Source organism: Sphingomonas sp. (assembly GCF_031361285.1).
In the GTDB taxonomy this organism is placed as follows: domain Bacteria; phylum Pseudomonadota; class Alphaproteobacteria; order Sphingomonadales; family Sphingomonadaceae; genus Sphingomicrobium.
Genome location: NZ_JANMCO010000013.1, coordinates 125,631 through 140,248, shown reverse-complemented (window position 1 = coordinate 140,248; position 14,618 = coordinate 125,631). Strand labels below are relative to the sequence as shown.

16 protein-coding genes are annotated in these 14,618 nt (G+C 63.8%); 6 read left to right on the top strand and 10 right to left on the bottom strand.

Features of this window, described 5'->3' with window-relative positions; genetic code table 11:
• The first annotated feature begins 8 nt into the window (after positions 1-8).
• Complete coding sequence (locus RMO25_RS01075) at positions 9-503, top strand: hypothetical protein (protein WP_309660742.1); 495 nt, start codon at positions 9-11, stop codon at positions 501-503.
• Here the strand turns inward: RMO25_RS01075 and rsmA are convergent.
• The 4 genes from rsmA to RMO25_RS01055 form a co-directional block, all read right to left on the bottom strand.
• Positions 500-1,318 (bottom strand): 16S rRNA (adenine(1518)-N(6)/adenine(1519)-N(6))-dimethyltransferase RsmA, encoded by an 819-nt coding sequence (gene rsmA, locus RMO25_RS01070; protein WP_309660741.1) that lies wholly within the window; start codon positions 1,316-1,318, stop codon positions 500-502. The genes RMO25_RS01075 and rsmA overlap by 4 nt on opposite strands.
• Positions 1,315-2,316 (bottom strand): 4-hydroxythreonine-4-phosphate dehydrogenase PdxA, encoded by a 1,002-nt coding sequence (gene pdxA, locus RMO25_RS01065; RefSeq protein ID WP_309660740.1) that lies wholly within the window; start codon positions 2,314-2,316, stop codon positions 1,315-1,317. The genes rsmA and pdxA overlap by 4 nt, the downstream gene beginning before the upstream one ends.
• A gap of 35 nt (positions 2,317-2,351) precedes the next feature.
• Positions 2,352-3,680: a peptidylprolyl isomerase gene (locus RMO25_RS01060; protein ID WP_309660739.1), complete on the bottom strand. Its 1,329-nt coding sequence runs from the start codon at positions 3,678-3,680 to the stop codon at positions 2,352-2,354.
• 109 nt (positions 3,681-3,789) lie between these two features.
• Positions 3,790-5,895, bottom strand: coding sequence for an LPS assembly protein LptD (locus RMO25_RS01055; RefSeq protein WP_309660738.1), 2,106 nt, complete (start codon positions 5,893-5,895; stop codon positions 3,790-3,792).
• Positions 5,896-6,180: 285 nt separating this feature from the next.
• Here RMO25_RS01055 and RMO25_RS01050 point away from each other — a divergent pair, with 285 nt between their 5' ends.
• The 3 genes from RMO25_RS01050 (at position 6,181) to ndk (ending at position 8,597) form a co-directional block, all read left to right on the top strand.
• Positions 6,181-7,635, top strand: coding sequence for a leucyl aminopeptidase (locus RMO25_RS01050; RefSeq protein ID WP_309660737.1), 1,455 nt, complete (start codon positions 6,181-6,183; stop codon positions 7,633-7,635).
• A 22-nt stretch (positions 7,636-7,657) separates the two neighbouring features.
• A complete protein-coding gene (locus tag RMO25_RS01045; RefSeq protein WP_309660736.1) occupies positions 7,658-8,098 on the top strand; it encodes a DNA polymerase III subunit chi in 441 nt (146 codons plus the stop codon).
• Positions 8,099-8,174: 76 nt separating this feature from the next.
• Entirely contained in the window at positions 8,175-8,597 is a 423-nt protein-coding gene (ndk, locus tag RMO25_RS01040; protein ID WP_309660735.1) for a nucleoside-diphosphate kinase, read from the top strand.
• 37 nt (positions 8,598-8,634) lie between these two features.
• Here the strand turns inward: ndk and RMO25_RS01035 are convergent, their stop codons facing one another.
• From RMO25_RS01035 to purM, 4 genes are read right to left on the bottom strand one after another with little or no spacing between them, the layout of a single operon-like run.
• The gene (locus tag RMO25_RS01035) at positions 8,635-9,135 is read right to left on the bottom strand and encodes a hypothetical protein (protein WP_309660734.1); all 501 of its coding nucleotides are present in this window, start codon (positions 9,133-9,135) and stop codon (positions 8,635-8,637) included.
• Entirely contained in the window at positions 9,132-9,494 is a 363-nt protein-coding gene (locus RMO25_RS01030) for an MmcQ/YjbR family DNA-binding protein (RefSeq protein WP_309660733.1), read from the bottom strand. Before RMO25_RS01030 ends, RMO25_RS01035 begins: the two co-directional genes overlap by 4 nt.
• Entirely contained in the window at positions 9,491-10,000 is a 510-nt protein-coding gene (gene purN / locus RMO25_RS01025) for a phosphoribosylglycinamide formyltransferase (RefSeq protein WP_405051813.1), read from the bottom strand. The genes RMO25_RS01030 and purN overlap by 4 nt, the downstream gene beginning before the upstream one ends.
• A 43-nt stretch (positions 10,001-10,043) precedes the next feature.
• Positions 10,044-11,108 carry a phosphoribosylformylglycinamidine cyclo-ligase gene (gene purM / locus RMO25_RS01020; protein ID WP_309660731.1) on the bottom strand — a complete coding sequence of 355 codons (1,065 nt, stop codon included), beginning with the start codon at positions 11,106-11,108 and terminating at the stop codon, positions 10,044-10,046.
• A 64-nt stretch (positions 11,109-11,172) separates the two neighbouring features.
• Here purM and RMO25_RS01015 point away from each other — a divergent pair, with 64 nt between their 5' ends.
• Positions 11,173-12,432, top strand: coding sequence for a heavy-metal-associated domain-containing protein (locus tag RMO25_RS01015; protein ID WP_309660730.1), 1,260 nt, complete (start codon positions 11,173-11,175; stop codon positions 12,430-12,432).
• Positions 12,429-13,055 (top strand): HdaA/DnaA family protein, encoded by a 627-nt coding sequence (locus RMO25_RS01010; RefSeq protein ID WP_309660729.1) that lies wholly within the window; start codon positions 12,429-12,431, stop codon positions 13,053-13,055. The genes RMO25_RS01015 and RMO25_RS01010 overlap by 4 nt, the downstream gene beginning before the upstream one ends.
• Here the strand turns inward: RMO25_RS01010 and RMO25_RS01005 are convergent.
• Positions 13,052-13,342, bottom strand: a complete 291-nt coding sequence (locus RMO25_RS01005; RefSeq protein ID WP_309660728.1) for an I78 family peptidase inhibitor — start codon at positions 13,340-13,342, stop codon at positions 13,052-13,054. The genes RMO25_RS01010 and RMO25_RS01005 overlap by 4 nt on opposite strands.
• On the bottom strand, positions 13,335-14,516 hold the full coding sequence (rnd, locus tag RMO25_RS01000; protein ID WP_309660727.1) for a ribonuclease D: 1,182 nt from the start codon (positions 14,514-14,516) through the stop codon (positions 13,335-13,337). The genes RMO25_RS01005 and rnd overlap by 8 nt, the downstream gene beginning before the upstream one ends.
• Positions 14,517-14,618: the final 102 nt, after the last annotated feature.

The following is a 14,618-nucleotide window of genomic DNA, read 5'->3' as shown; positions in this document are numbered from 1 at the left end:
AGAATTTGATGCAATCGTTGCACCGCTTGTTGTTGGTGGGAGCTGCCGGAGTAATACTCGCGGCCCCGGTCGCGAGCCAAAAGCCGGACGATCAGATCGTACCGAAGTCGCAGGAAATGCTCCGACAGGGCGAAACGTTGCTCGCCGCCGGGAAATTCGAGACCGCCGACGATACCCTCGAGACCGCACTTGCGGTCGATCCGCGCAATCGCGCCGCTTATGTGGTCTTGGCGCGTGTCGCCCAAAAGGAAAAGCTGTTCGGGAAAGCTATCCGCTTCACCAACAAGGCGCTGGCATTGGAGCCGGCCGACCGGGACGCGCTGGCGGTGCAGGGCGAGGCCATGGTTGAGTTGGGTGCGGTGCCGCGCGCGAGGGACAATCTGGCCAAACTCCAGAAGCTATGCCCAAACGGCTGTCAGCAGCTGGCGATGTTGTCGGCGGCGATCAGTCGCGGCCCTTCGGTCGCAGCGGCCAAGCCGGTTCAGATCCCCAAACCCAACTAGCTCAGCGCTCTCGCTAGTGAGACGAAGTCTGCGACGCTGAGCGTTTCGGCCCGTCGTTTGGCGTCAATGGCAAGTTGTTCGAGCGCGTCGAGGGCCCCGGGCAACCCCTTCAGGCTGGACCGCAGCATTTTTCGGCGCTGGCCGAATGCCGCTCCGGTGACTCTCTCGAGAATGGCCGGATAGACGCCCGCCGGCGTGGTCGCGGGTACGATATGCACCACCGCGGACGTTACCTTGGGCGGCGGCACAAACGCCGAGCGATTGACCGTCAATGCGATCTTCGGAGATGCGCGCCACTGGGCCGCGATTGCCAGGCGGCCGTAATGTTCGGTGTCGGGCTTGGCGACGATGCGCTCGGCGACTTCCTTCTGGAACATGCAGGTCAGCGACCGCCACCAGGGCGGCCAGTCTCCACTCAACCAGCGCAGCAATAGCGCGGTGCCGACATTGTACGGCAGATTGGCGACGACGTGGGCACCGTCCCCGGCCTCAACCGCCTCGTCGACACGCATGGCATCGTCTTCGATCACCCGAAGGCGCGCCGGATATTCCCGCTCGAGTTCGGCCAAGGCCGGAAGGCAGCGGCGATCTCGCTCGACGGCGACCACCGTCGCACCGGTGTCGAGCAGCGCCCGGGTCAGGCCGCCCGGACCTGGCCCGACTTCATAGACCGTCTTGCCGGCCAGCGGCCCCGGCACTGCGGCAATTCGGCTGAGCAATTGCCGGTCGAGGATGAAGTTCTGGCCAAGGGACTTGCGCGCCTGGAGGTCGTGCCGCGCGATCACGTCGCGCAACGGCTCCAGATCTGAACTCATGCCTGCGCGCGGTGGACACCGCACTGCGCCGCCAAGCGGATTGCCGCTGCCATCGCCCGCGGATCGGCGCGATCCTGCCCGGCGATGTCGAAGGCGGTGCCGTGGTCGGGCGCGGTGCGGATGATCGGCAGGCCCAGCGTCAGATTGACGCCTTCCTCGAAATGCAGCGCTTTCAACGGGATCAGCGCCTGGTCGTGATACATGCACAACGCCGCGTCATATTTCGCCCGGGCGCTGGTGTGGAACATGGTGTCGGCGGGGTGGGGGCCGGTCACGCGCCAGCCTTCCGCGACCAGCGCCGCGACCGCTGGCTCGATGATTTCGATTTCTTCGCGGCCCAGCGTCCCGCCTTCGCCGGCGTGCGGGTTGAGCGCTGCGACGGCGAGCCGTGGATCCTCGATGCCGAAGTTGCGCTGCAGACCGCGCAACGCCGCCCGGCCGCGTGATTCGATCAACGCGGTGGTCAAGGCGCCCGCCGCGACGGTCAGCGGCATATGGGTGGTAACCGGCACCGTCCGCAACGTCGGGCCGGCCAGCATCATCGCGACATTGGACGCCGAAACGCCGCACCGCTCGGCAACGAATTCGGTCTGGCCGGGATGGGAAAAGCCGATCGCGTAGAGCTGCTCCTTGGACACGGGCCCGGTGACCACCGCTCTGGCGGAGCCCGATCGGGCCAGCCCGACCGCGATTTCCAGCGAATCGAGCGAGCAATGCGCTCCGGCAACGCTGGGATGACCGGGAATGTCGGCCTGCGCGGCGGCCAGCTGGATGAGCGGTAGGCCGACGTCGAATGCCGAGTCCGCTTCATCAAGCCCGTCGATCAATGCAATCGGGCCGTCCCACACGGCAGCGATCGATCGCGGATCGCCAATGGCGACGAACGGCGGCAGCTCGAACCGGGCGCGATTGTCCCAGCATTTGGCAATCACTTCCGCGCCGATACCGGCCGGATCACCGATCGACACCGCCAGCGGCGCGGTGGAATAATCAGTCATTCGAATTCTCGGGAACGCGCGTCATCGCGCCGGCCTTATCTGAATTCGATCACCGCATCACGCCGAAGATCGCGCAGGTAGCGGCGGGCGCGCAGGTTGACGCGCTCATCGTTGAGCTGGGCGTACACTTCATCGTGTGTCGGCGCGTTGGTCGCGGCTTCTTCGCGGCCGCAAATCACCAGGATGCGCACACCTTCTTCAATCGTCCCAAACGGCTGCGTTGCTTGCCCGACCTGCAGCGGCAGCATGATGCGCTGCAGCGTTTCCGGCAGGTCGCGTATCTTGGCTTGATCGCTCTGGACCATTTCGCCGTTGAAATCGGCGGCAATCTTGTCGGCACCCCCGCATCCGCCAACGTTGCGTGCGGCCTCGGCAAAGCGGGAAACAATCGGTTCCGCCTGAACCCGCGAGATGCCTTTGGGAAACGTGATCGACACCTGCTTTAGGCTCAGGACCGCGTCACGCGGATCAGCCATCAAGACCTTGCGCGTGTCCTGCACGGCGACGATCGATATGCCGCCTTGCACCTGAATTGGATTGCTGACCTGTCCGGGGCCCATTTGGCGCAGCGTTGCCGCGATTGGTTCGGGCAGTTGCTCCGGCCGAACCCAGCCGAGATCGCCGCCGACCGCCGCTGTCGATGCCTCGGAATATTGCCGGGCATACCCTGCGAACGATGCGCCATTGCGAAGTTGCTCAAGAATCTTGTTGGCGTTGGCCATCGCCTGCGATTCATTGCCGGCGTTCGCCGACAGGAAAATCTCGCCGACGCGGAATTCCTCGGTTCCCTTGGCGGCGTTCATGCGGTCAAGGACAGCCTTCACTTCATCGTCGCCAACACTGACCGCGCTTTCGATCTTGGCCCGCTGGAGCCGCGACCAGGCAAGTTCGCCTTCAATCTGGCGGCGCATTGAGTTGATCGACGATCCATGGGCTTCGAGTAGTGCGGACAGCTGTTCGACCGTCTGCTTGTTGTTGCCGGCAACGCGAGTAAGCGTGCGGTCGATATCCCCCGACTTCACGATAATTTTTTCCGCCCTGGCCGCCTGGATTTGCAGCAATTCGTCGATCAGGTTGCGCAGCACCTGTTGGCGAAGGCGGTCGACTTCGTCGGCCGGCAGGCGCCCACCGTTGGCCATGACGAGCAGCCCCAGGCGCTGGTCAATGTCGGTTTGGGTGACGATCTCGCCATTGATGATCGCCGTCGCCTTGATCACCGACGGCATGGTCGTGCCGAACAGCTGGGGGTTATCCGGCAGCCGCAGTGCCGTGGTGCTGTTCGGTGTCGCTGCAGGCGGAGGCGGGGCCGCGTCCTGCGCGAATGCCGTGCCGGCAACCGCCAGGATGCTGGCGGCTGCGGCCAATCGCGCACGCGTCGAAAAGAGTTCAGAGCCTGCTGCCACGTTCGTCAAATCCCTTGCAAAAACAACTATAAATCCGATCGCCGTTTACCCGGGCCCGCTGAACGCAGGCTTAGCGGCCAAGCCCTTTCAGCGCGATTCTGAGCGAGAAAGTGCTTCCTTTTCGGAATTCTCCGATGCGCTCATAGTCGCGGCGCCAGGATAGGCCAAGCTCCAGGCATTCATCTTCATAGGCAATGCCCAGTCTTTGCCGAACTGGCTGGAAACCGTCGGCCAGCGACAGGGGATCCTCGGCGCTGTCGGTAAGGTCGAGGACAGTCGCGCCAAACACCGACCAGTAACGCGCGAATTTCCACCGCCCGGCCACGCGCAACTCTTCCTTGTCGCGCAGATCCTCGACTGCAGCGCTGATGTTGCGATTAAGTTTGAGGTAGCCGATCTGGACATAGGTCTGGTCGGTGCCAACGGTCAGGTCGACCTCGTTGCGTCGCACCGCCAGGCTGTTTTTGTCGACTCGGAACCGGTGCGTGAGGTCGATCAGCCGACCATAGCGAATGCGCGTCCGTCCGACGATGTCCGAGAAGCGGTCTGACAGCCCCGTGCCATCGGGGAAAATCACGTCGCGGCGAACAAGCCGATAGCTTTGACCAATGGTGGTGCCGATCGACAGGTTCGGTCGCTCGAGCGACCAGTCGACACCGTAAGTGACGCGGGACGCATCTTCCCAGCGATCGTAGCCGGGGAAACGGTTGAGCGCGAACAGGTTGCTGTCCTCAAGATCGACCGCGCGCGCGTCCTCGTTGGGGATGGAGAGGTTTGGTGTTGACGGAGTGAGGACCAGCTGGACCCGTGGCACCAGTCGCTGGAACCCGCCGAACGCCGGGCCGACGAATGGCCATTGGACATCCGCGGCGAGGGCGGCGATGCCACGCGTGTGCCAGCCGTCGGTGCCGCGGTAAATCGGCACCGGGTTACTCGCCGAATCGTCGGTATGATACACATCGCCGCGAGCGTAAGCGGTTAGCAAAACCTCTTGTCCAAGGGTCGTTAGCCGCCGCAGGTCCCAACGGGCGCCGACGAACGCCCGCTGCGTGTCCTGCCCGTCGATCCTGAGGATCGCGAGGCTGTTCGCCTGCAACTCCACATTCCCGCCAACCACTGGGCCGTCGAACCGAAAGCGGGCGTCGATCGCCGGCAACGCGATCGGAATCTGTTTCTGGACGTCATCGACCCGCAGGCCCTGGAACGCCCAGCCGGCGATGCTGATGTAAGACGTAGGGCTGATTCGCTCGGCATTGATAAAACTGCGCAAACGGTCGTCACGGGTGATGTCGTAGCGCTGGGTGACGGTCTTGTCGGTCGCCACCCGGAACGATGTCGTCAGGCTCCACAAAGGGTCGAGTTGGGCTTTGCCATTGCCTTCGAAATAGCCGCGAAAGCCGCGGCGCGTGCCGGGCGTCGGATCATTGAGGTCGGGGTTGTCGAATTGCGCATAGGTTGCAAACGCACCGAGCTGAAACGCGCCAAGGCTATTGAGATGGCGATATTTGGCTTCGAACGCGGGCCATGTTCCAGTATATAAATGCGGTGTCAGCGTTAGATCGCTGTTGGCCGAAAACCGCCGATAATACGGCATTTGGACTTCGAACCCGTTGCGTGAGGAAAGGCTGATTTCGGGCACCAGCCAGCCGTTGACTCCGCCGCCGCCCGACGACGTGCCGATGCTGAAAATGGGCAATAAAGGCAGGGTCACGCCAAACAGTTGTAGTCGCCCGCCCTGGAACCGGACCTTTTTGCGAGCGGGATCGTAAACCACGCGGCCCGCGGTAATCGACCAGCTCGGATTGCGAGGGCAACCGCTCGGCTTGGTCACCGGGCATGGCGAGTAGATCGCATTGTCGAGGGTGGTAATGTCGCCGCTGCGAATTCCGCGCGCCGCCGCGATCCGGCCACCGCTGTCGAGCACGACCAGGAGATTTTCGATGGTTCCGTCGCGCAAAGTGTCGGTCAGCACAACGCTGTCACCGACCAGCTTGTCACCTTGCGGGTTGACGACGACGACATTGCCGGTGGCGCGAACTTCGCCGTTCTTGCGGTTCCAGATCAGCTGATCGGCGGCCAAATAATTTCCATCGCGCGACATGCGTACCGCGCCGCTGGCAGTCACCAGTTCGTCGCCGCTGTCATAGCTGACCTGGTCGGCGCTGAAATTGATCATTGGCGTTGAATCGGCTGCGTTTGTCGCCGTCTCGGGGCCGATCGGCTGGGCGACGGCTATACCCGGCACCCCAAACATTATCGGCAGCGCCGACCACCAGACCAATCCCTTACGCAAACCTGCTGCCCCGTTACCTGGCCATCGTGATGCCGCCTATCGCACCTCGGGCGGCGGGCGACAATCCGAGTTGAGCCGGCCTGTGGCTGCGATCCGCCTGCTTTGCCCTTTTCCGCCTTGCGTCCTAAGAAGCCGCCAACTCTCGCTTCCCTTCAAGGACTGCCCTTCATGCAAGTAAGTTTCGCTGACCGCCTCCCTGACGGAGATTTTGCGCTGGTTCTGCCCGCCGACCGCGTTGACGCCGACGCAATCAAAGCCTTGGGCGACGGGCCCGCGGCCACGCTGAAGTTGCAGCGCTTCGATGGCGATGCAGGCAGCGCCGTCGAGCTCTTCCAGTCAGCGGGCGCGAAGCGGTTGCTGGTCGTCGGCACAGGCAAGGGAATTGCCCCTGCCGCGGCGGCCGAGAAGCTTGGCGGGACGGTTGTCGCGAGACTGCTGACGTCCGGCGCAGCGCACGCCGTGATCGACCTCACCGGCCTTGGCTATGATGCCGATGCCGCGGCGCGTGTCGGCTTGAGCGCGGCGCTGCGGTCGTGGCGCTATGATCGCTACCGTACCAAGCTCAAGGACAAGCATAAGCCAACCCTTGAAAAGGTGACCATCGTTGGCGCCGGTGCCGGCGCCCAGCAACGCTGGGAGCAACGGTGGCAGCCGGTCATGGAAGGGGTTGCCCTCACCCGCGAGCTGGTCACCGAGCCCGCCAACATCATTTATCCCGAAACGTTCGTCGAACGGGTCCGCCACCTGGCCGATTTGGGCATCGAGTTCGAAGTCCTCGATGGCGCGGCGATGAAGAAGCTCGGCATGGGCGCGTTGCTCGGCGTCGCCCAGGGGTCGGTGCGCGATCCGCGGCTGCTGATCCTGCGCTGGAACGGCGGCCAGGATGGCGACGCGCCGCTCGCGCTGGTCGGCAAAGGCGTCACCTTCGACACCGGCGGCATTTCGATCAAGCCGGCCCAGGGCATGGAAGCGATGAAGTGGGATATGGGCGGCGCCGGCGCTGTCGTCGGTGCCTTCAAGGCGCTGGCGCTGCGCAAAGCCAAGGCCAACGTGGTTGGCATCTGCGGATTGGTTGAGAACATGCCGTCCGGGAACGCCCAGCGGCCGGGCGATGTGGTGACCACCATGTCGGGACAGACGGTCGAGGTGATTAACACCGACGCCGAAGGCCGGCTCGTGCTCGCCGATGCGATCACTTTCGTCCAGCGCAACTACAAGCCCAAGACGATTGTCGACCTGGCGACCCTGACGGGGGCGATCCTGATCAGCCTCGGCCATGAATGGGGCGGGCTGTTCACCCCCGACGACGGCCTTGCCACCCAGCTCCTCAGCGCCGCCGATACGTCCGGGGACAAGCTATGGCGGATGCCGCTTGGCGAGCCGTTCGACCGGTTGATTGATTCGCCCATCGCCGACATGAAGAACGTCGGCCCGCGCGAAGGCGGCTCGATCACCGCGGCGGAATTTATCAAACGCTTCGTCGACGATGGCGTTCGCTGGGCGCATCTCGACATCGCCGGCATGGCCTGGTCGGACAAGGCTGGCAGCACCTATGACAAGGGCGCGACCGGTTTTGGCGTGCGGTTGCTCGACCAGTTCGTCGCCGACACTGCCGAGGGTTAGTTTGCCCGTGCCGGCCTGATCGATGCAGGTAGATTTCTATCAGCTCGGCCAGACGCCGTTGGAGCAAGTCATCGCCAACCTAGCGGAGAAGCTGCTGGCGCAGGACGCGCGCCTGCTGATTGTCGCATCCGATGAGACCTTGCTAGCCCGTCTGGACCGACTGCTGTGGGATCAGGGCGCAACCAGTTTTCTGCCGCATGGGGTCGCAGGCGGTGCCGACGATTTGCGCCAGCCAATTTTGCTATCGACCAGTCCGGACGCGCCCAATTTGGCGCGCAACATGCTGATTGCCGACGGTGAGTGGCGCGAGGCGGCGCTGGGCTATGACCGCGCTTTCTATCTGTTCGACGATACGGCGCTCGACGGCGCGCGGATGGCGTGGAAGCTGCTGTCGGGAAGGGACGGGGTCGATCGGCGCTTCTGGGCCCGGGATGAACGCGGCCGCTGGCAGGAAAAAGGGTGAGGCTTGCCGCAACCGGCCCGCGCGGCTAGGCGCTGCCGGACATTCCAACCCTTCAAAAAGCAGGAGACGCTCGGCGATGACGACCGAACGCACTTTTTCGATCATCAAGCCCGATGCGACCCGCCGTAACTTGACCGGTGCCGTCACCAAAATGCTCGAGGACGCCGGCCTGCGGGTCGTCGCTTCCCGACGCATCCGCCTGACCCGCGACCAGGCCGAAGGCTTTTACGGCGTTCACCGCGAGCGGCCGTTCTTCAACGATTTGTGCACGTTCATGACTTCGGGTCCGGTCGTGGTGCAGGTGCTGGAAGGCGACAACGCCGTCGCTCGCAATCGCGAAGTGATGGGCGCGACCAACCCGGCCCAGGCCGACGAAGGTACCATCCGCAAGGCTTACGCCGAATCGATCGAGGCCAATTCGGTCCACGGCTCCGACAGCGCGGATAATGCCGCGATCGAAATCGCTTTCTTCTTCAAGCCTGACGAAATCGTCGGTTAGGCCATCCGGGGGATGGTCGTAGGCCGACGATTGTCGGTTAGCGGCTGAAGCTGTCGAGCCGCAGGGAACGGCCGCCGAACAAGCCGCCGCCCTCCCAGTGGTAGCGGACCGCGTACGTCGCGCTGGTGCGGCGTTCCTTGCCCATCTCTACGTAGCGGGTGGCAATCCGGATGGCAGCTTTGCCGCTGCCTTTGCGATCCTTGTCATTCGTCAACGCCGACTCGACGTCGCTGGCCGCTAGCCGCCCGTCGCTGCCGACCTCGATAGGTGCTTTGCCAGGCAACGTCATGGTCAGCGATTCAAGCGCATGGCTCTGTTCAACCGGGGCAATTACCAGCGCGCGGCCGTCCCGCTCGACTGTCCCGCGTAAAGTCAGCGGGATCGGTTGCCGCTGCTCGACGACGCGGGTCGGGCTGTCCGAGGAATTGCCCTGCCACGCGATCCACACGCCGACCGCCGAGACAAATAGCGCGGCCAGCGCGATCAATTCGCCAAGATTGATCCAGCGCTTGCGGCGCTCCGCTGGTGATTCGGTCATCGCCCGCCTGCTTCGAGCAACCGGCGCGGCGCCGCAAGCTCCCAGCTGGCCGCAATCCGGTCGGCGACATGGCCCCAGTCGACGGTTTCGCCGGCGACGTTGATCGAAATCCACCCCGACCGGCCAAAATAAGCCGGTCTCGAATAGGTCTCGGGATCGGCCTCGATCAGCATTGCCTGCTCGTCCAAACCGCTGGTCCGCACGCACACGACGGTCATGCCATCGCCGTGATGGTCGTCGCGAAACTGGGCGAATTGCTTGCCGGCAACGAAGAAGGTCGGCTGGCCGTGCGACACCCGCTCCTCGGATTCCGGGAGGTCCAGGGCGGCTTGGCGAATTAGGGTCAGGGCCTCACTCATCCGCAGACGAACGTCTGCAAAGCGCGGGGATAGAGCTTGTGCTCGGCTTCGAGCACTCGCGCCTCGACCGACGCGGCGTCGTCATCGGTTTCGATCGGCACTTCGGCCTGGGCGATCACGTCGCCGGCATCGACTTCTTCGGTGACGATGTGGACCGAGCAACCCGTGACTGCGTCGCCAGCGGCAAGCACGCGTTGATGAGTGTCGAGACCAGGATATTTGGGCAGCAGCGACGGGTGGATATTGATGATCCGTCCGCGCCATTGGTCGACGAACCGGTTCGAAAGCAGCTTCATGTAACCGGCCAAAGCGATCGTGCCGACCCGATGATCACGAAGCGCGGCGCTGAGGGCGGCATCGAATTGCTCGCGCGGGACGCCCTTGCTGTCCTGGGACCAGGTCGGGATGCCGGCATCTCGCGCATAGTCGAGCGCGGCAGCGTGCGGATTGTTCGAGGCGACCAGCACGACTTCGTAACCGCTGGCTTGATCGATCAAGACGCGCATATTGCTGCCGCGACCCGAAACCAGAATAGCGACGCGCCCGGGATCAGGCATGGTGGGATGCGGTCCAGTTTTCGTCCGATCCCCAGCTTCCGGCAGGTCCGTGAACCGTGCAGCCGCGCTTGCCGCTCTCAATGTGGCCTATGCGGTGCAATGTTTCTCCGGCTTCCCGCAACCGCTGCTCCACGGCTTCGACGTTCGATGCGGCGACGATTGCGGCCATGCCAATACCGCAGTTGAAGGTCCGGGCCATCTCGGCTGCGGCGATCTCGCCACCGTTCTGGAGCAGGGCGAAGATCGGCGGTAGCGACCAGCTGTCTACATTTACAATGGCGTGGCAACTATCCGGCAGAACCCTTGGTATATTGTCGAGAAGTCCGCCGCCCGTTATGTGAGCCAAGCCGTGAATTCGGTCAATTATCGGCAGCAGCGCTTGCACATAGATTCGCGTCGGCGTCAGTAGACGTTCGCCGAGTTCGTCCGCGAAAATGTCCCATTTCCGCTCGGCGATAATCCGCCGGACCAGAGAGAAACCATTGCTGTGTACGCCCGAGCTGGCGAGACCGAGAATGACGTCGCCGGGCGCCACGCGGCTGCCAGTGAGCAGCTTCGAGCGCTCGACCGCGCCGACGCAGAAGCCGGCGAGGTCGTAGTCGCCATCGGCATACATGCCGGGCATCTCCGCGGTTTCACCGCCAATGAGCGCGCAGCCGGCGATGCGGCACCCTTCGGCGATTGACGCGACGACAGTGGCTGCGACGTCCTTGTCCAGCTTCCCGGTGGCGTAATAATCGAGGAAGAACAACGGCTCGGCGCCCTGGACGATCAAGTCATTGGCACACATCGCGACGAGGTCGATGCCGACGCCGTCGTGGCGGCCAAGCTCGATCGCCAGTTTCAATTTGGTCCCGACGCCATCGTTGGCGGCGACCAGCAGCGGATCGTCAAATCCCGCTGCCTTCAGGTCGAATATGCCGCCGAAGCCGCCGATCTCCGCGTCCGCGCCAGGCCGAGCGGTTGATTTGGCAAGCGGGCCAATGGCCTTCACCAGGGCATTGCCGGCGGCGATCGACACGCCCGCGTCGGCATAAGTAAGCGGCTTTTGGGTCACGGCTGTGGCCCGTAGAGATAAGCCGCTTGGATTTCCACGCTGTTATCGCCAAAAGACCGCCGCAATGATCCGCCGGCCGTTCCTTCCTGCCCTCCTGCTGTTTTTGGCCGCGGTCCTATTGTCGGGCGCGCTCTACGCGCAGCTCGAAAGCGGCGAGCGCGGCATCTTGCCGCTCGACAGTTCGGGGACACTCGAGATCGGTGGTATCCACGTTGATGTCTCCAGCAAGGATGCACTGAGCGCGCGCTACGCGGGCTGGCGGCTCGCCCAGCGCGATGGCTTCCGCGCCTTATGGGCGAAAACCCATGGCCGTCCGGTCAGTGAAGCGCCGGACTTGCCGGACCCGACGCTGGACGGCCTGGTCAGCTCGATCATCGTCGAGCGCGAGCAGATTGGCCCCAACCGCTATATCGCCGATCTTGGCATCCTGTTCGATCGCGCCCGCGCCGGTGAGTTGTTAGGCGTTGGCGGTGAGATGCGGCGTTCGGCGCCAATGCTCCTGATTCCAGTCACGGTCAGCGGCGGCACCGCGACATCGGTTGAGCTGCGCAATGGCTGGCAACGGGCCTGGGCGCAGTTTCGAACCTCGCAAAGTTCGATCGACTATGTCCGCATCAGCGGCATGGGGGTCGACCCTTTGCTGGTCAACGCCGCCCAATCCGATCGTCCGGGCCGCGGCTGGTGGCGTAATCTGGTCGATCTTTACGGCGCTGCCGACATTCTGGTCGCCGAAGTCCAGATTCAGCGGCTCTATCCCGGCGGACCGGCGCAGGCTCGCTTCATCGCGCGGCATGGGCCGGACAATGAGATCGTCGGCGGCTTCAGCCTGACTGCGGCCAACAGCGACGCCATCCCGGCGATGATGAACGAAGGCGTGCGGCGGATGGACGAGCTGTACTCGGCGGCGCTTGCCGCCGGTCGGCTCCAGCGCGATTCGACGCTCGACTTGCCGGCGCCGCCGCCGTTGCCGGAAGAAGTGGTCGAAGGCCCGCCGGTTGCCCAGCAGATGGGCAATGCCTTTCAGGTCCAGATCGCGGCCAGCAACGTCAACACCTACAATTTCGCCATGGCGCATTTGCGGACGCTGCCCGGCATGAGCCAGGTGATCCCGCAGAGCATCAACCCGAGTGGCACCAGTTATGTCCTTATTGGTTACCATGGGACCGGCCCGCAATTGGCCGCGGCGCTAAGTGCGCGCGGCTGGAAGGCGGACGCGAACGGCACGGTGATCCGGATGTCCGGCGGGGCAGGGCCACCGCCGCCAATCCCGCAACCGCGCCCGCCGGTGGCCACGCCAACCTCGCCGGTTACCAATAGCCAATGAAGAGTGGCCCGGACCAGATCGCGCTGCCGCTCGACTGGCCGCAAAGTGCGGGGGACGCCCGGCTGATCCTGTCCGACGCGAACCGCGATGCTTTCGATCATTTTCGCAAATGGAGCATGTGGCCGGTCAAGGCGACGATCCTGACCGGACCGCGTCGATCGGGCCGAACCTTGTTGGCGCGCAGCTTCGTCGAGCGGGTTCAGGGCCGGTTGTTCGACGGCGCTGAACGCGGCGATGAGCATGACTTATTCCACGCCTGGAACGATGCCCAGGACAGCGGCCGCCCGTTGGTCATGATCACCGACGTCATCCCACCGCAATGGCAGCCGCTTTTGCCCGATTTGCGGACCCGGATCGCGGTTACGCCGGTGATCCAAATCGGCCTTCCCGACGACCCGTTGTTTGCGGGTTTGATCGAACTCTTGTTCGCTGATCGCGGGCTGCACGTGCCGGGTGAGGCCCTGCGCTTCATGGTCGAACGACTCGAGCGCGATTATTGGGCGGCCGAGCGGGCGGTGGAGATTATCGACCGCTTTGCCATTGCCGAACGGGCGCGTCTGACGCTGCCGACGATCCGGCGCGCGCTCGCCGACGCCAATCTAATCGGGCGCGACCTCAGCTAGCCGCAGCTGGATGAAGCGATGCGTCCTTGCTGGTCAAGTTTCACGGTCAGCCGCTGGGGACTGTAGTCCATCGTCATCGCGCCGCCGAAGGCGACCCAGCGCAGGGATTTGGCGCGCGCGAAGCCCATCAGCTTGAGGGCGGTTTCCTTGGTTGGCTCCTGGCCGACGAACTTGACCAGCGCCCGGGCGTCACAGGCCGGCCCGACTTGATCTGTCGTCGTCCGCTGCGCTGCCCCCGCAACGCAGGCGGCGAGCGGAACAAGGACCAAAAGCAGCACTTTATGCATCGACCGTTTCCTCAATGACGCGGCTTAGCTTGAGCTTGCCGCCTTCGATCGCGAAGCCGATGCGGCCTTCGACCAGATCCACGGCGTCGCGCCCGAATTCTTCAAACCGCCAGCCGGACAAGATTTTCAGATCCTTGCGGACGCCCGCCGCCAGCGCTTCGATGTCGTCGGTGCGGGCGATGAGCTTGGCCGCCACGCCGGCTTCCTTGGCGCGGATCTTGAGCAGCAATTTCAACAAGTCGCTGACCAGCGCGCCTTCCTTAGTCAGGCCCGGGCGGCGCGGCTCGCGGTCGGGCATCTCGTCGGGCTCGAGCGCCTTGGCCGACGCCAGCGCGTTCATCAGCCGGCCGCCGATGTCGTTATTCCGCCAGCCCGAGGACAAGCCGCGCACTCGACCGAGCTCCTCTTGGTTCTTGGGAGGATGGATGGCGATCTCGCCCATCGTATCATCTTTGACGATCCGGCCACGCGGCAGATTTTTCGAGCGCGCTTCGGTCTCGCGCCACGCGGCCAACGCTTTCAAGCGCCCCAGGACGGCCGGGTTACGGCTCGGCAATTTCAGGCGCTTCCAGGCATCCACGGCCTCGAAAGCAAAGCTCGACGGGTCGGCGAGCCGCTCCATCTCTTCGTCGAGCCAGGCGCCGCGGCCGTTCTTGCGGAGTTTTTCGACCATGCGCGGGAAGATCGTTGCGAGATGCGTGACGTCGGCGATGGCGTAATCGATTTGGCGCTTGTCGAGCGGTCGCCGGCTCCAGTCGGTGAAGCGCGCGCCCTTGTCCAAACTGTGGCCAAGCAGCGATTCGATCAGGTTTGAATAACCAATCTGCTCGCCGTGGCCGAGCGCCATTGCTGCGATCTGAGTGTCGAACAGCGGCGTTGGCACCTTGCCGGTCAAATTGTGGATAATCTCCAGATCCTGGCCACCGGCGTGGAAGACTTTGAGCACGTTGCGGTTTTCAACCATCAGATCGAGGATCGGCTTGAGGTCGAGATCGGCTTGAGGATCGATCGCCGCCGCTTCGTCGATGCTGGCGACCTGCAACAGGCACAGCTCCGGCCAGTAAGTGTTTTCGCGCATAAACTCGGTGTCGACGGCGATGAACGGGTGCTTCGAGAGTCGGTCAACGAGTTGGGAGAGTTCGTCGGACTTGGTGATGAGCGGGTGAATTTGCATGAGTCTCGCGGGCAATAGCGGGCCGCCCGCGGGTTGACAAAGCGGCGAGTGAAGGGCGAAGCGCGGCGCTCCGTTTCCAGCCATATCCAAGACGCAAGCGAG

What these genes read in the sequence shown, in the direction of transcription:
- RMO25_RS01015 (WP_309660730.1), top strand. Translation starts at nt 11,173, where the DNA reads ATGATCCGCCGGCCGTTCCTTCCTGCCCTCCTGCTGTTTTTGGCCGCG.
- RMO25_RS01075 (WP_309660742.1), top strand. Translation starts at nt 9, where the DNA reads ATGCAATCGTTGCACCGCTTGTTGTTGGTGGGAGCTGCCGGAGTAATA.
- ndk (WP_309660735.1), top strand. Translation starts at nt 8,175, where the DNA reads ATGACGACCGAACGCACTTTTTCGATCATCAAGCCCGATGCGACCCGC.
- pdxA (WP_309660740.1), bottom strand. Translation starts at nt 2,316, where the DNA reads ATGACTGATTATTCCACCGCGCCGCTGGCGGTGTCGATCGGTGATCCG.
- RMO25_RS01010 (WP_309660729.1), top strand. Translation starts at nt 12,429, where the DNA reads ATGAAGAGTGGCCCGGACCAGATCGCGCTGCCGCTCGACTGGCCGCAA.
- RMO25_RS01055 (WP_309660738.1), bottom strand. Translation starts at nt 5,895, where the DNA reads ATGATCAATTTCAGCGCCGACCAGGTCAGCTATGACAGCGGCGACGAA.
- RMO25_RS01045 (WP_309660736.1), top strand. Translation starts at nt 7,658, where the DNA reads ATGCAGGTAGATTTCTATCAGCTCGGCCAGACGCCGTTGGAGCAAGTC.
- RMO25_RS01030 (WP_309660733.1), bottom strand. Translation starts at nt 9,494, where the DNA reads ATGAGTGAGGCCCTGACCCTAATTCGCCAAGCCGCCCTGGACCTCCCG.
- purN (WP_405051813.1), bottom strand. Translation starts at nt 10,000, where the DNA reads ATGCGCGTCTTGATCGATCAAGCCAGCGGTTACGAAGTCGTGCTGGTC.
- rnd (WP_309660727.1), bottom strand. Translation starts at nt 14,516, where the DNA reads ATGCAAATTCACCCGCTCATCACCAAGTCCGACGAACTCTCCCAACTC.
- rsmA (WP_309660741.1), bottom strand. Translation starts at nt 1,318, where the DNA reads ATGAGTTCAGATCTGGAGCCGTTGCGCGACGTGATCGCGCGGCACGAC.
- RMO25_RS01005 (WP_309660728.1), bottom strand. Translation starts at nt 13,342, where the DNA reads ATGCATAAAGTGCTGCTTTTGGTCCTTGTTCCGCTCGCCGCCTGCGTT.
- RMO25_RS01035 (WP_309660734.1), bottom strand. Translation starts at nt 9,135, where the DNA reads ATGACCGAATCACCAGCGGAGCGCCGCAAGCGCTGGATCAATCTTGGC.
- RMO25_RS01050 (WP_309660737.1), top strand. Translation starts at nt 6,181, where the DNA reads ATGCAAGTAAGTTTCGCTGACCGCCTCCCTGACGGAGATTTTGCGCTG.